Annotated in this window: 18 protein-coding genes; 12 read left to right on the forward strand and 6 right to left on the reverse strand. The window is 59.7% G+C overall.

Features of this window, described 5'->3' with window-relative positions; translation table 11 throughout:
* The first annotated feature begins 12 nt into the window (after nt 1-12).
* Genes KSS97_RS01535 through KSS97_RS01570 form a run of 8 tightly spaced genes read left to right on the forward strand, consistent with a single transcriptional unit; the run spans nt 13 to nt 9,218 of the window.
* On the forward strand, nt 13-153 hold the full coding sequence (locus KSS97_RS01535; RefSeq protein WP_030139168.1) for a hypothetical protein: 141 nt from the start codon (nt 13-15) through the stop codon (nt 151-153).
* 18 nt (nt 154-171) lie between these two features.
* Nucleotides 172-1,350, forward strand: coding sequence for a type VI secretion system-associated FHA domain protein TagH (gene tagH / locus KSS97_RS01540; RefSeq protein ID WP_217860846.1), 1,179 nt, complete (start codon nt 172-174; stop codon nt 1,348-1,350).
* A gap of 5 nt (nt 1,351-1,355) precedes the next feature.
* A complete protein-coding gene (gene tssJ / locus KSS97_RS01545; RefSeq protein ID WP_198798171.1) occupies nt 1,356-1,862 on the forward strand; it encodes a type VI secretion system lipoprotein TssJ in 507 nt (168 codons plus the stop codon).
* Nucleotides 1,859-3,190 carry a type VI secretion system baseplate subunit TssK gene (gene tssK / locus KSS97_RS01550; protein ID WP_030139171.1) on the forward strand — a complete coding sequence of 444 codons (1,332 nt, stop codon included), beginning with the start codon at nt 1,859-1,861 and terminating at the stop codon, nt 3,188-3,190. The genes tssJ and tssK overlap by 4 nt, the downstream gene beginning before the upstream one ends.
* Before the next feature lie 5 nt (nt 3,191-3,195).
* Entirely contained in the window at nt 3,196-4,059 is an 864-nt protein-coding gene (icmH, locus tag KSS97_RS01555) for a type IVB secretion system protein IcmH/DotU (RefSeq protein ID WP_217860848.1), read from the forward strand.
* Between the two features lie 13 nt (nt 4,060-4,072).
* A complete protein-coding gene (gene tssM, locus KSS97_RS01560) occupies nt 4,073-7,531 on the forward strand; it encodes a type VI secretion system membrane subunit TssM (protein WP_217860850.1) in 3,459 nt (1,152 codons plus the stop codon).
* Complete coding sequence (locus KSS97_RS01565; protein WP_030139174.1) at nt 7,531-8,259, forward strand: PP2C family protein-serine/threonine phosphatase; 729 nt, start codon at nt 7,531-7,533, stop codon at nt 8,257-8,259. The genes tssM and KSS97_RS01565 overlap by 1 nt, the downstream gene beginning before the upstream one ends.
* Nucleotides 8,256-9,218 carry a serine/threonine-protein kinase gene (locus tag KSS97_RS01570; RefSeq protein ID WP_217860852.1) on the forward strand — a complete coding sequence of 321 codons (963 nt, stop codon included), beginning with the start codon at nt 8,256-8,258 and terminating at the stop codon, nt 9,216-9,218. The genes KSS97_RS01565 and KSS97_RS01570 overlap by 4 nt, the downstream gene beginning before the upstream one ends.
* A gap of 133 nt (nt 9,219-9,351) precedes the next feature.
* Here the strand turns inward: KSS97_RS01570 and KSS97_RS01575 are convergent, their stop codons facing one another.
* On the reverse strand, nt 9,352-10,443 hold the full coding sequence (locus tag KSS97_RS01575) for an aminopeptidase (RefSeq protein WP_217860854.1): 1,092 nt from the start codon (nt 10,441-10,443) through the stop codon (nt 9,352-9,354).
* Between the two features lie 58 nt (nt 10,444-10,501).
* Here KSS97_RS01575 and KSS97_RS01580 point away from each other — a divergent pair, with 58 nt between their 5' ends.
* Both KSS97_RS01580 and KSS97_RS01585 read left to right on the forward strand, forming a co-directional pair.
* Entirely contained in the window at nt 10,502-10,915 is a 414-nt protein-coding gene (locus tag KSS97_RS01580; protein WP_030139177.1) for a PA0061/PA0062 family lipoprotein, read from the forward strand.
* Nucleotides 10,916-10,954: 39 nt separating this feature from the next.
* Nucleotides 10,955-11,380, forward strand: a complete 426-nt coding sequence (locus KSS97_RS01585) for a PA0061/PA0062 family lipoprotein (RefSeq protein ID WP_030139178.1) — start codon at nt 10,955-10,957, stop codon at nt 11,378-11,380.
* 6 nt (nt 11,381-11,386) lie between these two features.
* Here KSS97_RS01585 and KSS97_RS01590 read toward each other — a convergent pair whose 3' ends face one another.
* Nucleotides 11,387-11,620, reverse strand: coding sequence for a DUF1161 domain-containing protein (locus KSS97_RS01590; protein ID WP_030139179.1), 234 nt, complete (start codon nt 11,618-11,620; stop codon nt 11,387-11,389).
* 139 nt (nt 11,621-11,759) lie between these two features.
* Nucleotides 11,760-12,191 (reverse strand): OsmC family protein, encoded by a 432-nt coding sequence (locus KSS97_RS01595; RefSeq protein ID WP_030139180.1) that lies wholly within the window; start codon nt 12,189-12,191, stop codon nt 11,760-11,762.
* A gap of 235 nt (nt 12,192-12,426) precedes the next feature.
* On the opposite strand from KSS97_RS01595, the gene KSS97_RS01600 reads away from it, so the two are divergent.
* Nucleotides 12,427-13,428 carry an LLM class flavin-dependent oxidoreductase gene (locus KSS97_RS01600; protein ID WP_198798165.1) on the forward strand — a complete coding sequence of 334 codons (1,002 nt, stop codon included), beginning with the start codon at nt 12,427-12,429 and terminating at the stop codon, nt 13,426-13,428.
* 51 nt (nt 13,429-13,479) lie between these two features.
* Here KSS97_RS01600 and KSS97_RS01605 read toward each other — a convergent pair whose 3' ends face one another.
* Both KSS97_RS01605 and KSS97_RS01610 read right to left on the reverse strand, forming a co-directional pair.
* Nucleotides 13,480-13,701 (reverse strand): DUF1161 domain-containing protein, encoded by a 222-nt coding sequence (locus KSS97_RS01605; RefSeq protein WP_030139181.1) that lies wholly within the window; start codon nt 13,699-13,701, stop codon nt 13,480-13,482.
* A gap of 113 nt (nt 13,702-13,814) precedes the next feature.
* A complete protein-coding gene (locus tag KSS97_RS01610; protein WP_003177209.1) occupies nt 13,815-14,030 on the reverse strand; it encodes a dodecin in 216 nt (71 codons plus the stop codon).
* A gap of 156 nt (nt 14,031-14,186) precedes the next feature.
* Here KSS97_RS01610 and KSS97_RS01615 point away from each other — a divergent pair, with 156 nt between their 5' ends.
* A complete protein-coding gene (locus KSS97_RS01615) occupies nt 14,187-14,513 on the forward strand; it encodes an ElaB/YgaM/YqjD family protein (protein WP_030139182.1) in 327 nt (108 codons plus the stop codon).
* Here KSS97_RS01615 and KSS97_RS01620 read toward each other — a convergent pair.
* Nucleotides 14,510-15,403: a LysR family transcriptional regulator gene (locus tag KSS97_RS01620; protein WP_030139183.1), complete on the reverse strand. Its 894-nt coding sequence runs from the start codon at nt 15,401-15,403 to the stop codon at nt 14,510-14,512. The two genes, KSS97_RS01615 and KSS97_RS01620, sit on opposite strands and share 4 nt — an antisense overlap.
* Between the last annotated feature and the right edge of the window lie 110 nt (nt 15,404-15,513).

The raw sequence follows: 15,513 nt of genomic DNA on the forward strand, positions 1-15,513 counted from the left end.
AGGACACTTTGGATGACCGCTCACCCTTGGCAAATCTTCCTGCTGGCCGTTGTCGTGTTGTTCGGCCTCGGTGGTTGCTACGCAAACTACAAATTCAATGACAGCACTTATCGCCCATTGGGTGATCCGCAAGCGGTAAATCGCGGTAAGTGAACGCAAGGAGGAGCATCGGTGGAGGTCATTTTCGAAAGGTTGGATGCCAGGCAGTTTGTCAGCCCGAACCCGAGCCGGAAGATTTTCGGGACGGCGGGCGGCGTCATCGGGCGGGGCGAGGAGTGTGACTGGGTCATTCCGGACAGTGAGCGACTCTTGTCCAAGCGCCATGCGCGGGTGAGTTTCCAGGGAGGCGCGTTTTTTCTCACGGACATCAGCGGCAATGGCATATCCCACCGCAGAAACGGTGCGCGCCTGCCTAAAGGCGGGCCAGTGCCCATTAGGGATGGGGATATCTATGTCATGGGCGAATGCGAGCTCCTGGCGCGGTTGGTGGCTCGTTCGGGTAACAGCATTGCCGATGTCGACCGCTCGGTATCCAGTGGCAACCTCATTCCGGACGACGCTTTCATGGGGCTCGATCCGCTGGAGGGCCTGGACCGACAGGAGCGTGTGTTTTCTGAGATGGATGAGTTGCTCAATCCCAGCGCGATGCCCGCTTACGGCTCGGACTCTGTGCGGGCCGATATGGAAAGCCTGCGACTGCCAGAACTGGTCGACGCGGGCAATGAGCAGGGGCCTTTCCTGACACCCCAACCCTCCGAGCTCGCACAGGAAGACTTCTGGCAACGCTTTGGCCACTCGCTAGGCATGGACCTCGGGGATATGGAGGAGGAGGCCCGCGAGGCGTTGGCGATCCACGTCGCGCAGTTGCTCAAGCAAAGCGTTCGAGGCTTGCAACAGAGTCTGCGTACTCGTTCCGAGTTGAAGGGCGAGCTGCGTCTGGCCCAGACCTTTTTCCACGGCCCTCGGAAAAATCCGCTGAAGTACACCGATGACGCCCTGCCGCTGTTGTTGCAGCCAGGCGTGCCACTCCAGTTGTCGGCCAGCGAGGCTATCACCCGCTCATTTAATGACCTCCAGGCCCACCAAGTGGCCTTGCTGGCCGCCACCCGGTCCACCCTGCGTACGGTGCTGGAACATTTTTCGCCTCGCCAACTGGTCCTGCGGATGGAGCGCGAGCAGCGACCGTTGATCAGTACGTCAGGCGGCCATTGGCGGGCATTCGGTCGTTATCACCAGGCGTTGTGCGAAGACGATGACTGGGTGGAACGCCTGCTGGCCCGGGACTTCGCCAAGGCATACGAGGAACAGGTCCGCCTGGTATCCACTCTGCAAAACGATCTTCATGGATGACGTACATGTCTCGCCGCACCCTGCTTTTTTTCAAGACGCTGACGTTGACGCTAGCGGTTTCGCCGTTGTTGGCCGGTTGTGCCAGCCTGTCGCCGTTCTCAACGATGACCAAACTCAATCTCACCCTCACTGCCAGTGATCAGCTCAACCCGGATCTCAACGGGCGGCCATCTCCTGTCGTGGTGCGCCTGTTTGAACTCAAGCATCCGGTGGCTTTTGAGAATGCTGACTTCTTCAGTCTTTATGACCGTGCCAGGGAGTCCCTGGCGCCTGACTTGATCACTCGCGAAGAACTGGAGTTGCGTCCCGGCGAAACGGTCACGCTCAGGCTCGCCGTCGCAGGAGGCGGTCGTTATGTCGGGGTACTTGCCGCGTACCGTGACCTGCCTCGGACACAGTGGCGCTACACGGTGCCCATCGCTGCGGCACGAGTGACTGAAGCGCATCTGATGCTTGATCAGGATGGCATTGCCAGCCATCTCGAAAGCCTTGCCAGGGCGGACGACCAATGAATCACGATAAGGTCATCTGGCAGGAAGGAATGTTGCTGCGCCCGCAACATTTGCAGCACAACGATCGTTATTTCGATCATCAGCTCAAGCTTCGCACACGCTTGTTGGGTGGTTATGCCTGGGGCTTCCTGACACTGGAAATCGATCTGCAGTTTCTGAACATGGGGCGGCTGATCGTCAGCAAGGCTTCGGGTGTCTTGCCAGACGGCAGTTTCTTCGAATTGGACGGCAACGCCGAGCCGATGGTCCTGGAAGTGCCGTCCAACACCTGCAACACGCCCATCTATCTCGCCCTGCCGCTGGTGACCGGCAATCGGGTCGAGTCTCGTCGTCCCGAGCAAGCCGATGTGCTGGCGCGCTATATCACCTATGAAATGCAGGTAAATGATTCCAACGCCGCAGACGCTTTCAGCAGTCAGATCAGCTGTGGCCGCCCGGATGTACGCTTGCTGCTGGGCGAGCAGCAGGGCGACCAGGCTTTCGTCAAGTTGAAGGTGTGCGAAGTCCTTGATACCACGCCTGATGGTGGGATCAGGCTCGATACGGATTTTGTGCCCGCGTTCATCCAGGCCAAGTCATCCGGCTACCTGCTGTCCTGCCTCAAGGAAGTCATTGGCATGCTTGGCCACCGGGGCGAAAGCCTCGCCGAACGGATTCTTTCCAACGGCAAAGCGGGTGCGGTTCAAGTCGGCGATTTCATGATGCTGCAATTGATCAACCGTACCGAATTGCTGCTGCGTCACTCTCTGGACCTGGAACAGGTTCACCCTGAAACCCTCTATCGAACGCTGCTTTCTCTGCTAGGCGAGTTGGCCACCTATTCAACAGACAGCAAGCGCCCTTCATTCGATCACCGCTACCAACACAGCGATCTGGGTGCGTGCTTTCGAAGCCTCATGCAGGCAATCCGGCAAGTGCTGTCGATGGTGCTCGAACAGCATGCCATTGAGCTGCAATTGCAGGCACGCCAGTACGGAATCAGCGTTTCGCCGATGCATGACCTTTCACTGCTGGACTCGGCTTCGTTCGTACTGGCCGCGAGCGCCCATTGTGACAGCGAGGAGTTGCGCCATCGCTTGCCGTCGCATCTCAAGATCGGTTCGGTGGAGCGCATTCGCCAGTTGGTCAATTTGCATTTGCCGGGCATCAAGATCAGGCCTTTGCCCGTGGCGCCGCGGCAGATTGCGTTCCATGCCAACAAGACCTATTTCCTCCTTGAACCCAGTGTCGAGGACCTTGCCCAGGTGAAGCGTTCAGCGGGCTTTGCCTTTCATGTGTCGGGTGAATTCGCTGAGCTGGCACTGAATTTTTGGGCCATCAGGAACTGACTGACATGGATAAGGACATGCCTCAAGACGACATTACCGTCCTGCTCGATTTTCACGGACAGCGCCCGGCTTCGGGCCCCTTGACCGACGCTGCTGCGCCGCCGCGTATCGAACAGCTGGAAGATCGAATGATTTATGCCGCACGCCAGCCACGGTCCCGAAGGTTCGTGACCAGCCTTAATCCCCTGGTGGCGGCTGCGTCAGGCTTGTTGGCCCAGATGATGGCGCTCAAGCAGGGCCGCGACCGCGCAGATCTGAATGACCTCAAGCAAGAACTGACCTTGGAGTTGAAGCAGTTTGAAGCCTTGGCATTGCACGCCAACATCGAGCAAAGCGAGCTGGTCGCTGCTCGCTACGTGCTGTGCACGGTCCTGGATGAAGCCGTCGTCGTCACGTCGTGGGGATACGGCAGCGGTTGGTCGCAAATCAGCCTGCTCAGCACGTTTCACAATGAAACGTTCGGCGGCGAGAAGGTTTTCCAATTGCTTGATCGGCTGTCGAAAGATCCGGTGAAGCATTTGCACCTGTTGGAGCTGCTGTATCTGTGCCTGTCTTTGGGCTTTGAGGGCAAATATCGGGTCCAGGCGCGCGGGGGGCTCGAGCTCGTTGGCATCCGTGATTCGCTGTATCGCTCGATCCGTCAGGTACGAGGCGATGCGCCACGCCAACTTTCACCCCACTGGGAAGGGCTGGTTGCCCCACCTCGCCGTCCGGTGCGCGTTGTTCCCGCCTGGACCGTGGCGTTTTTTACCCTGGCGTGCCTGGGCGTGATGTACGCGGGCTTCGCCTGGGTGTTGGACGAGCAGCGCGAAAGCATTCTGCAACCCTATCAATTACTAGAGCCGGCTGTGGTTCAAGCGCAGCCGTAAACAGGGACGTGTCATGAAATCGCTTTTCAGAAAAGTGGGGGCCTGTCTGCGCCAGACTTGGGCCTGGACGTTGTTATGTGCGCTTTGTATCGGGGGGCTGGTTTGGTTTTTCGGGCCGTTGCTGGCGATCGACGATCATAAATTCTGGGCATCCCCGACGGCACGCTTGTTGACGATCAGCCTGTTGTTCCTGGCGTGGGGCCTGGGTATGGTTTTCTTCAACGAGCGGTCCGGGAAGATAGAAAAACCCAGCCAACCCGATGCTGACCCGTCTCGCACGCTTGGCCAGGCCAGGGTCGACGATGCACGGCGAGAAATTCGCTCGCGCTTCAAGAGGGCGCTGGGAACATCCTCAAGCGTCTATTCCGGTGGCGGGAAACGCAGTCTCAAGGACTTGCCCTGGTATCTGCTGATTGGCCCGACCGCCAGCGGCAAGACCAGCCTGCTAGAGCGTTCAGGCGTCGAATTTGCGTTCGATGGTGTTGAGCGAAAGCCTCTGCTCGACATGGCCGGTACCCGTGATTGCGACTGGTATTGTTCCGATCAAGCGGTGTTGATAGACACCGCCGGTCGCTATCTGACCCAGACGGATAAAGAGGTGGATGGTAGCGCCTGGAGCGTCTTGCTCGACCTTCTGCGTCGAGACCGCCGGGGTCGTCCCCTCAATGGCGTGCTGGTGGCCGTGCCGGCTGAAGTTCTATTGCAGGGTTGTGAAGAAGACGTCATCGACCTGGCCGGCCAGATTCGTAGCCGTGTGCAGGAGATTCAACGACAACTGCGCGCCAACGTGCCGATCTATCTGGTGCTCAGCAAGGCGGACATCATTCCTGGCTTCAATGAGTTCTTCGATTCGCTGACGCGCGAGGAAGCCGACCAGGTGTTGGGGGCGAGCTTCAGCGGGGCGCAGCGCGGTTGCGACATGGCCATGTTGCGTGGCGAGTTCGAGGCGCTGTTGCAGAGACTCAACAGCCAGTTGCTCCTGCGTTTGCATCAGGAGCGCGACAGTGAATGCCGTGGCCTCATCCTGGATTTCCCACAACAACTGGCGCAGCTCGGGCCTCACCTGTGCCTGCTGTTCGAGCTGGCTTTCAGAGGCGAGGCGTGTCCGCTGCGGGGGTTCTATCTGACCAGCGCTGCCGCGTCATCTCGCCTGGCAGGCGGACAGACATCGCCGCCACGTGAAAGGGGCAGCGGACGATTCATTCATCACCTGTTTACCCGAGTCATGTTCCCGGAGGCCGATTTGGTGGGCCCCGGTCAGCGCGAGCGGAGCCGCCCTATCGAGTGGCGGCAGGCTATCTACCTAGGCGCGTTCGCTACCCTTGGGCTGCTCGGATTGTTGTGGGTAAAGGGTTATTCGGCTAATCACGAGCGCCTGGAACACCTGCGAACGTTGGCGCAACGTTGGGACCAGCACCGTTCGGCGCGGGTGGCAAATGACGATCCTGTCGCGATGCTCGAATCGCTTGATATCCGTTTCAACGCAACAGAGGTTTTTCCACCCGCCAAGGCTCTGCCGCTGTACGAGCGCATTGGTCTGTACCAAGGGGAGGCGGCCAGTCCCGCAGTGCTCGGTGCTTATGAGCGCGAATTGAAGACGCAGCTCCTACCCCAGGTTGCGCAAATGTTGGAGGCGCAGATTCACGGCCGCTTGAATGAGCGCGAAAATCTGCTCAACAGCCTGCGCGCATACTTGATGCTGGCCCAGCCCGAACGTCGCGATCACCCTTGGCTCATGGACTGGGTCACTCGAGAATGGTCGCTGCGCTATCCCGGTAACGAGGCGGTGCAAAACGGCTTGAGGGACCATTTCGAGCGTCTGTTGGAACAGCCTTTTGTCTTGGAAATCAACCAGCCGCTGGTGGCCCAGGCACGGGGCGCGTTGCGCAGTGAGTCCCTGGCTACAGTGGTTTATCGGATGCTGCGGGAGCAGGCGAGCCACTTGCCGAAATACAGCCTCGACCAACACCTTGGCCCCCAAGGGGCGTTGCTGGTCGGCACTGACCATGTCATTCCAGGTTTTTATACCCGCCAGGGTTACGAGCAATATTTTTCAACTCAAGGCACCCGCCTGATCAGCGGGTTGCTACGGGACAATTGGGTCTTGGGCGAAGGCGCAAGCCTCAGCGGCAAAGACATGCGCCAGCTTCTGATCGAGCTCGAACAGTTCTATTTCCGTGATTATGCCGACCGTTGGAGCGAAGCGATCGGACAGGTCACCCTGCAAACGGCGCACAGCGCAGGCGAGATGGCCGATCAACTGGCGCGGCTGACATCTGCCCATTCGCCGGTTCTGCAATTGCTGGTGCAGGTACGTGAGCACACACGCATCCAAGGCCTTGTCGAACCGATGGGCAAGCCGGTGCAAACGCCCGGAAACAGCGACAACACCATTACGCAACTTGTCTCTGCGGCCCTACAAACCGCCGACTCGTTGGCAACCTCACTGCCGGATACCGGGCAAAAATCCCTTCGACGGCGTTTCGAACCGTTGCACCGCCTGCTTGAGCCTGACAACGGCCCCTCCGTGGATCTGACCTTGGCTTTGCAAGCGCTGGAAGACACCCACGCGCAGTTGGCGCCCCTGGCCCGGGCCAGTGATCCGGAGCAAGCCGCATTCGAGTTGGCGAAGCGTCGCATGGGTGGCCAGCGAGACGCACTGGGTAGCCTGCGTAGCGCATCGGCTCGTTTGCCGCGCCCATTCGACGGGTGGTTCAACGGGCTGGCCGACGATGGCTGGCGCATCGTACTCAGTGATTCCTACCGTCACCTCAACCAGCGCTACCAGGGCGAGTTGTACGGTTTTTACCGCAAGGCAATCAGCAAGCGGTATCCATTCAGCGCACACAGCGCCAGTGACGTCGCGATCAATGACTTTCGCGAGTTCTTCAAGGATCAGGGCATCGTCGACCGGTTCTTCGAAAGTTATATGCGCCCGTTCGTCAGCGGTACCCCAGGAAGCTACCGTCTACGTAGCCTCGACGGCCAGAGCTTGCCGATGTCCAGAACCTATCTGGATCAAATGGCGGCGGCCCATACGATCCGCCAGGGTTTTTTCATCGACAATCCAGCCGAGCCACAGATTCAGTTCAAGCTTGAGCCCTACACACTCGACCCGGCCGTGAGCCGATCCGAATTTCGTTTCGGCGACAAGACGCTGGAGTACCGTCACGGACCTATACAGCCGCTGGCCTTCACTTGGCCCACTGACGCGCAGGGCGGCCGGACCTCCCTGCTATTGGAGCGAATGGCCGGTGGGCGGGGAGTCGGTATCGAAAAGAATACCGGGCCGTGGTCACTGTTTCGTCTGTTCGACTTGATGCAGGCCGAGTACCTGGCCGGTCGGGATGTGCGTGTGCTCAAGGCCGATCTTGGCGGGCTGCGGGCTAATTTCCTGTTGACGAGCCAGCGCACACCGAACCCGTTCGATATGACGGCGCTGCGCACTTTCAGAATGCCGGCGCAGCTCTGATGCATCATGCCTGCGACTGGCGTAGTGCCGCGCGGACGGACACTGGCAAGGTTCGTCAGCGGAACGAGGATGCACTCCTGGAATGCCCGAAACGGGGGTTATGGGCAGTGGCGGATGGAATGGGCGGTCATTCGGGCGGCGATATCGCCAGCCAATTGATTGTCGCCAATCTCGCCGATCTGCCCCTGTATCGAGACTTCGACGCGCGCTTGGACGCCGTGCGCCAATGCCTGCGTTGGACCAATCGGCGCTTGAGTCAGGAGCTGACCGTCACCGCGGCAAATCCGCTCGGCATCTTGGGCAGCACGGTGGTGGCGTTATTGCTGGAAGGTCGCCGTGCGGCGTGTGTCTGGGCGGGCGACAGCCGCTGTTATCTCTGGCGCGGTGGGCATTTATATCAACTGTCCAGGGATCACTCGCTGCGCGAACAACTGGTCGCTGAATGCCGCTTCAGTCGCGACGAGGCCAATGCTCATCCCGCCGCGAAAGCATTGACGAGAGCGATAGGCGCTTCGCAAGAGTTGAGGCTGGAAATACTGGAACTGGATGTTCAGCGTGGCGATAAATTCTTGTTGTGCACCGATGGCGTTTATCAGGATCTGGGTAGCCAAACCCTTGGCGACGCCATGAGCCTGTCGTCCCCAGCCAAGGTGCTCGAATGTCTGTTCGAGGGCGTTTTGAGGGGCGCTGCGCGGGATAACCTGACGGCTGTGGTGATTGGCGCGTGAGCAGCCCTGAATCGGCACAAGCGCTCCCACGTGACGGCGAGCGTCATCGGACCTGTTTCGCCTCCACCGATGCATCGCCTACGCTGGAACCGAGCCAATCTTGTGCCGGCGAAACGCCGAAGATACTCGCGGGACGCTATCGCCTGGAACGTTTGCTTGGAGCTGGCGGCATGGGCGTCGTATATCGGGCCCGAGACCTGCTTCTTGAACAATTCGGTGATCCGGATCCGTACATTGCACTGAAGATGCTCAGCGAGGCGTTTGATGGGGCACCGGACGCGAGCACGTTGCTTTACAGCGAGTTCGCCCTGACTCGACGCTTGCTGCATCCAAACGTATTGCGTCCGTTCACCTTCGAAGTGGACGCCACTCACCGGCTTGCCTTTATCACCATGGAACTCATGCGCGGCATGACGCTGGACAAGTTACTTTGCGAACGGCCCCTCGGTCTGTCTTGGCCCGAGCTGAAAATGATAGCCGTGCCGCTGCTCGATGCCATTGCCCATGCCCATGACCGAGGCGTGCTGCACGGTGACATCAAGCCAAGCAACATCATGGTGTGTGAAGACGGTGTGCGCTTGTTCGATTTCGGCCTGGGCCTGGCTGAAATAGGCCCGTTGAACGGCTTGCCCTCGTTGAATCGCCACCGCCTCAACGCTTGGACCCCAGGCTACGCCGCCCCCGAATTGCTCGAAGGCGCACCGCTCTGCGCACGCGCCGACGTCTACAGCCTGGCTTGCGTGCTCTACGAACTGGCGTGCGGCAAACATCCGTTTCAACGTTTACCGTCGAACCAGGCGCGTGATATCGGGTTGGAGCGCCAGCTCAAGGCACCGAGAAAGCTGCCGCGGCGCTGCTGGTTGGCGTTGCGTGAGGCGTTGGCGTTTGATCCGGCGCGGCGCGGGATCAGTGTTGCGAGGTTGCGGGACGCATGGGTAGGTGGAGCTTTTTGGTGGTGAAGGGCTGTTGGGTTTGTCTTTCAGTTGGATATGCGTCGCTCGATGGGCCGCTATCGCGAGCAAGCTCGCTCCCACAGGGGGAGCGGCGGTGCTTTGAAGGTTGGTGCGGGGGCTTGCTCGCGATGAAACCTGTTCAATCGTCAGCAATTTTGGGGGCAGTCAATGCCTCCAAGGCTGCCTTGCGCTCATCAGCCGGCAATCGGCCGAGCTTTTCAACTGCGCTATAAAACGCAACCCAATCCCCACCTTCCCGCTTGAACAACGCCGCAAACGCCGGCACCCATTGGTCATACAGGCCGAACGGCAATAGCCGGGCGTTGTTCAGTGGCGTATAGACCCAGGCGTCATAGCGCTTGTCACCCGCCCATTGGCTGTCGCGCATTCGCTCGTAGTCGCTGCGCAGGCGTTCGAATTCAGCGGCCTTGCGCTGGCGCATCTGCTCGGCCGGCAGGGGTTGCGCGTAGAGGGTTTCCAGGCGTTGGCGGGTGTCGAGGATCAGTTGGATGAACTGGTCGCGTTGGCGCAATGAGTTGCCATTGTCTGGCGCCAGCCCGCGATGGGTGCGCCATTGGCGGGTGCCTTCCTGTTCGACGAAGGTGGCGAAGGATTCGTTGAATGCCGTGTCGTCCTTCACGTAGAACCGCTGGTGCGCCAGTTCATGAAAGATCAGCGTCGCCAGGCGTTCGTCGCCCCAGTGCAGCATCGAACTCAGGATCGGGTCGTTGAACCAGCCCAGCGTCGAGTAGGCCTCCACGCCGCCAATCGACACGTCCATGCCCTGCAATTGCTGCAACGCGGCCTCGCCTCGGGCAGCGCCCTGGTTGTAATAGCCGCGATACGCCACGCAACCGGCGATGGGGAAACAGTGGTTTTGCGGGGCCAGGGAGAACTCCGGGGTGGCGAAGACGTTCCAGACGACAAAGGGGCGGCCGATGTCCGCGTACAGGCGATAGCTGTTGTTATCGGGCAGGTGCAGGTGTGCGCTGGCGAACGCCCGGGCCTCGCGTGCCTGGCTCAAGTGCGCGCGCAGTTTTGGATCGCGGGCGGGGTCGGCGATGACGCGGTCGATCGGCTCGCGGGCTTGTAGCAGTCGCAGTTGTCCGCTGGCGAGCTGGCCGTAATAAGCAACGCTTGCACAACCGTTGAGTAACAAAAGCAGGAGGGCTGGAAACAAAATCCGGAAAACACGGTCGAGTAACCGATGGCGTGAACGCTGCCTGATCAATTTGGAATCATCCTGGGAAGTCTGCCTCCAGACTATCTCGCCTGCCCGGAGCTTCGCTATGCGCGTGTTGATGCTGACTAGTGGCCTGTTGCTGCTGACCGGCTGTGCCGGTTTGCCCGATCCTGATCCCTCCCAAGCGTGGATTGACCTGGGAAACCATCAGGACACGGCGTTGCAAGCGCTGGAAGTCGATGACAAGCAGTCCATCGATCGACGGTACTTCGAAGTTCAACCGGGTAGCCACGAGCTGACGGTGCGTTATCAATTTGCCGTGGAGCCCGGCAACATTGGCCCGAATGCCGAGCCGCTGTGGCGTGATTGTCGGTTGAACGTGAAATTCAAGGATTTCAACGCGGGCCAGCGCTACCAGTTGCAAGCCGGCAGCATCGGTTTCCGTCCGTGGGCCAAGCTTTACGACCAGCAGCGCAAAGTGGTGGGCCAAGGCACGCCAGCCGGCTGCCAGCAAAGCTGATAAGCGCTATGCTCAAGACCTGACTCCAGGATATTCACCATGCGTAAACACATGTTGTGGCTGGCCCTCGTTGCCATGAGCGGTTGTGCTTCGAGCCCGCTGCCGCAGGTCGATCCGAACATGGCGTGGATCGATCTGGCCACGCCGATGCCGGGCGGCAAGCTGCTGATGGCAGAAAGCCTGGATGGTCAAAAATCCCCTGACGGACGATTTTTCCAGGTTTCACCGGGCAGCCATGAACTGAAAGTGCGCTTCGACTTTGAGGTTTTCGTCGGCGGTGGGCTGGGCATGCAGGGCGCGCCTCAAGAACGACTGTGCTACATGCTCGTGCGTTACGACCATTTTGAAGCCGGCCAACGTTATCGCTTGGAAGGGCGCAATATTGCGTTTTCCGCCAGCGCCCGGCTCTATAACGCCAAGCGCGAAATCGTCGCTGAGGATCGGCAAATCAATTGTGTTCCGTAGCGCTGCCTAGCGATCGTTCTTCTGATAGATGATTTTCTTGGTGCCGTTCTCACAGGTGCCCACCACCATGTTCTGGTCGTGGACTTCGTCGTTGGTGACGATTTCCAGGGTGTAGGACGTGACGCCCTGGGCCTGGATCTTGGCTTCGATCTCGGTCTTGAGTTCTTCGCAGGGTTTGGGGGCCGCGAGGGTCGAAGTGGCCAATACGCAACCGATGACTGCCAGGGCAAACCGTTTCATGCTCGAACTCCTCGATACAGCGCGCACTGCCGGTGCGCTGAAACTGCAGACTTGCATTCGATCACAATTGCCTTCGGGTAAATAGATCGCAAATCAAAGAAGACCGCAGCCTTCCAGAGGCTGCGGTCTTCTCGGTCCATCAACTTACCAGCGTCGCATCCAGGGTGATCTTGGCGTTGAGCACCTTGGAAACCGGGCAACCTTCCTTGGCCTTGTTGCTCAGTTCTTCGAATTGCGCCTGGGTGGCGCCGGGGATCTTGGCCTTGAGGATCAGCTTGATTGCGGTGATCGCAAAGCCGCCATCGACCTGGTCCAGGGTCACTTCGGCGTTGGTGTCGATGCTGTCAGCCTTGAGCCCGGCGTCGCCGAGGATCATCGAAAACGCCATGGAGAAGCAGCCCGCATGGGCCGCGCCGATCAATTCTTCCGGGTTGGTGCCCTTGCCGCCTTCAAAACGGGCCTTGAAACCATAGGGCGCTTCGCGCAACACGCCGGTTTCCGTGGAGATGGAGCCGATGCCGGTCTTCAGGTCACCTTCCCAGTGAGCCGATGCTTTCTTGACGATAGCCATATGTGCCTCCTCATGATCCGGCGCGAGGGTTCGCGCCTGGGTATTTTTCAGTGCCAGGATTGTGAGGATAGACCGGTCGATAAAGTTCACCCGGCCGATTAGTCGACCAATTTAGTAGGAAAATTCTTCGCTACTATTGAAACTCGGGTATATGCCCACATTCTTAAGACACACCTAGAGAAACGGCAGGCTTTCGCCCATAGGAAAGTTCGTACGCCGTTGGAGATGCCGGCCCATGAAACAGCTGTCCGAAGTGAAGTTTTCAACCCTCGACCTGGTACCCGTCCGTGCCGATGGCAATGCCGCCCAGTCCTTGCGCAACTCCCTGGATCTGGCGCAGCACGTGGAAAAGTATGGCTACACCCGCTTCTGGGTGGCCGAGCACCACAACATGGACGGCATCGCCAGCTCCGCGACGGCGGTTCTGCTGGGCTACCTGGCGGGAGGCACGTCGACCATCCGCGTCGGTTCCGGCGGGGTCATGCTGCCGAACCACGCGCCGTTGGTGATCGCCGAACAGTTCGGCACGCTGGAAAGCCTGTTTCCGGGCCGGATCGATCTCGGGTTGGGCAGGGCGCCTGGTTCGGACCAGATGACTGCACGCGCCCTTCGTCGCGAGCGCTCCGGCAGCGCCGATGACTTCCCTGATGACGTGGCCGAACTGATGCGTTATCTCGGCCCGCGAACCCCGGACCAACGCATCATCGCCATGCCCGGCACGGGAACGAATGTACCGGTGTGGCTGTTGGGTTCCAGTCTGTTCAGTGCGCAACTGGCGGGAGAACGCGGTTTGCCCTACGCATTCGCCTCCCATTTCGCACCGCGCTTCATGCATGAGGCGATTCGTGTCTATCGCAACCACTTCAAGCCGTCGGCGGTACTGGACAAGCCTTACGTCATGCTTGGCGTACCGCTGGTCGCAGCGGATACCGACGAACAAGCCGATTACCTGGCGACGTCGGTGTACCAGCGGATCCTGGCGTTGATGCGCGGCCAGAGCCTGGTGCAGCGCCCGCCAGTGGAAACCATGAATGGCCTGTGGTTGCCCCATGAAAAGGAAGCGGTAGGCGACTTCCTCGGCCTGGCCATGATTGGCAGCCCGCAGAAAATCCGCGCCAAGTTGGAGGTGTTGATCGAGCAAACTCAGGCCGATGAGTTGATTTTCACCAGCGACCTGTATGAACACGCTGACCGCCTGCACTCGTATGAACTGCTGGCGCAGGTCATGAAAGGCTGAATCGCGGCCATAAAAAAGCCGACGCGGTGCGTCGGCTTTGATATTCAGCAATTATTTCTTGTAGACGATTTCCTTCGAACCGCCCTCACAGGTGCCGACGACTTTTCCGTCCGCCGCTGCGCCTTTCTCGACAATTTCCAGCGTGTAACCCGACACACCTTTGGCATCAAGCTTCGCCGCGATTTCGCTTTTCAGCTCTTCGCACGGTTTGCCGGCCGCAAAGGCGGTACCCGCAAGGCTCAGCAAACCCAGGGCCACCATCCACTTCTTCATCGCTCGCACTCCTTGGTCGGATCAAATAGAGAGGTATCGCAAAGGCGCGACGCACCAACCATAGCGCATCGCCATTCCCTATGGCACTCCGCCAGTGTGCAAGTTCAAAGCGCTCAGCTATTGGCGATCCGGAATCCGACCTTGATGGTGACCTGGAAGTGCGCGGCCCGGCCATTTTCGATGTGGCCGCGGGTCTCGGTGACCTCAAACCATTCCAGGTGCTTGAGGCTTTTGCTGGCCTCGGCCAAGGCATTGTTGATGGCGTCTTCAATGCTGGTGGGAGACGAGCCGACCAGCTCGACTTTCTTGTACGTGTGGTGATCACTCATGACGTTCTCCTTGGTTGTCTGTAACAGCCTAGCAGCGATTTTTCGCCTTACATGTGGCGCCGTTTACGCTCGGAAAGTTCAGATTTACTGCACTTTCCCAAACGGCCGCAGTCCCAATCCACACACGCTACTCAACCACTGCAGGAGAGAGCCACCATGGCCAGCACTTCGTTACGCAAAGCCTCGTTGCAAAGCATGGAAGCGGAGATCGAGAGTCTGCTCAAGTCGTTGGAAAGCCTGAAGGACGACGCGTCGGACGAGTCGCGTAGGACCCTCAAGTCGCTCAAGGCAAACGCCGAAAATGCGCTGAAACATTCCCGGCATCTGCTCAGCGATGCGTATGAAGAGGTCAAGGTGAAAACCCGTGAAACCGGGATCGCCACGCGCGACTACGCTCAGGAACACCCTTGGACCACGGCCGGCGTTGCAGTTGGCGCGCTGGGTCTGCTGGCCGCTTACTTGTTGTGCAAGCGCGGTGACTAGTTCGATGGGTTCAGCTCTTGCCTGAGCCATTGCGCCAATTGCCGGGCGCGCCCGTCCGCGGCGCGCTTGGGCAGCCACAACGCCAGCCGCGCCGAGGTTTCACTGAAACCCCACGGCGCGACCAGGCGACCGGCACGCAGGTCCTCTGCGACCAGCGGCTCGGGGGCAATTGCCACGCCGAGCCCGGCCACGGCCGCTTCCAGTAAATAATACAAATGCTCGAAACCTTGCCCGAATTTCAACGCCTGGGGTCCAAGGGCGTTTTGTCGTGCCCAAATTGGCCAGGCCTGGGGGCGGGAGGTTGTGTGCAAGAGCGGCTCGCCCAGCAATTCGCTGGCGGGTGCGTTGCACAAACGGGTGAATTCGGCATAGCGCGGGCTGATCACCGGGCCGATCCGCTCGCTGGTCAGTTCATATACTTGCATGTCGGCCGGCCAGGGCGGTTCGGCGAATACCAGCAGGGCATCCAGACCCGGGCGTCTCGGGTCGAGGTCGCCTTCGCCGGCTGAGAGGTGCAGGCGCAGGTCCGGCAGATCGGCATTCAACCTGCCGAGTCGAGGAATGAACCAACGTGCCAACAAGCTTCCCGAACAGCCCAGCACGAACGGGGCGTCCGCCGTGCTTTGCGTCAGTTCGGCGCAAACGGTGCGCAGGCGCTCGAACGCTTCGGTGCTGGCGTCGCGCAGACGCGCGCCTGCATCTGTGAGTTTCAGGCCTCGCCCCTCCTTGCTGAACAAGCTGACACCCAAGTGTTCTTCCAGCGCCTTCAATTGACGACTGACGGCGCCATGGGTGACGTGGAGCTGTTCTGCCGCCTGGCTTACGCTGTTCAGGCGGGCGGTGGCTTCAAAGGCACGCAAGGCGTTGAGGGGGGGCAGGTCGCGGCTCATGGTATCTGTGAGTTTTCCTGACAGGTTGCGGCGATCTTATCGGTTTTCAGGGCAGGATGTCAGGGGTAGAGTGGCCTCATTGTCTTTCTACGCATTTGCCTGGAGCGCCC

The sequence above is a fragment of the Pseudomonas alvandae genome (genome assembly GCF_019141525.1).
Taxonomy (GTDB): domain Bacteria; phylum Pseudomonadota; class Gammaproteobacteria; order Pseudomonadales; family Pseudomonadaceae; genus Aquipseudomonas; species Aquipseudomonas alvandae.

Bases quoted from the DNA above. Each gene is read 5' to 3' on its own strand.
- KSS97_RS01590 (WP_030139179.1), bottom strand. From the start codon at position 11,620: ATGAAACGGTTTGCCCTGGCAGTCATCGGTTGCGTATTGGCCACTTCG.
- tssM (WP_217860850.1), top strand. From the start codon at position 4,073: ATGAAATCGCTTTTCAGAAAAGTGGGGGCCTGTCTGCGCCAGACTTGG.
- KSS97_RS01600 (WP_198798165.1), top strand. From the start codon at position 12,427: ATGAAACAGCTGTCCGAAGTGAAGTTTTCAACCCTCGACCTGGTACCC.
- KSS97_RS01620 (WP_030139183.1), bottom strand. From the start codon at position 15,403: ATGAGCCGCGACCTGCCCCCCCTCAACGCCTTGCGTGCCTTTGAAGCC.
- KSS97_RS01595 (WP_030139180.1), bottom strand. From the start codon at position 12,191: ATGGCTATCGTCAAGAAAGCATCGGCTCACTGGGAAGGTGACCTGAAG.
- KSS97_RS01605 (WP_030139181.1), bottom strand. From the start codon at position 13,701: ATGAAGAAGTGGATGGTGGCCCTGGGTTTGCTGAGCCTTGCGGGTACC.
- KSS97_RS01585 (WP_030139178.1), top strand. From the start codon at position 10,955: ATGCGTAAACACATGTTGTGGCTGGCCCTCGTTGCCATGAGCGGTTGT.
- tssK (WP_030139171.1), top strand. From the start codon at position 1,859: ATGAATCACGATAAGGTCATCTGGCAGGAAGGAATGTTGCTGCGCCCG.
- KSS97_RS01580 (WP_030139177.1), top strand. From the start codon at position 10,502: ATGCGCGTGTTGATGCTGACTAGTGGCCTGTTGCTGCTGACCGGCTGT.
- KSS97_RS01535 (WP_030139168.1), top strand. From the start codon at position 13: ATGACCGCTCACCCTTGGCAAATCTTCCTGCTGGCCGTTGTCGTGTTG.
- KSS97_RS01565 (WP_030139174.1), top strand. From the start codon at position 7,531: ATGCATCATGCCTGCGACTGGCGTAGTGCCGCGCGGACGGACACTGGC.
- KSS97_RS01615 (WP_030139182.1), top strand. From the start codon at position 14,187: ATGGCCAGCACTTCGTTACGCAAAGCCTCGTTGCAAAGCATGGAAGCG.
- icmH (WP_217860848.1), top strand. From the start codon at position 3,196: ATGGATAAGGACATGCCTCAAGACGACATTACCGTCCTGCTCGATTTT.
- tssJ (WP_198798171.1), top strand. From the start codon at position 1,356: ATGTCTCGCCGCACCCTGCTTTTTTTCAAGACGCTGACGTTGACGCTA.
- KSS97_RS01610 (WP_003177209.1), bottom strand. From the start codon at position 14,030: ATGAGTGATCACCACACGTACAAGAAAGTCGAGCTGGTCGGCTCGTCT.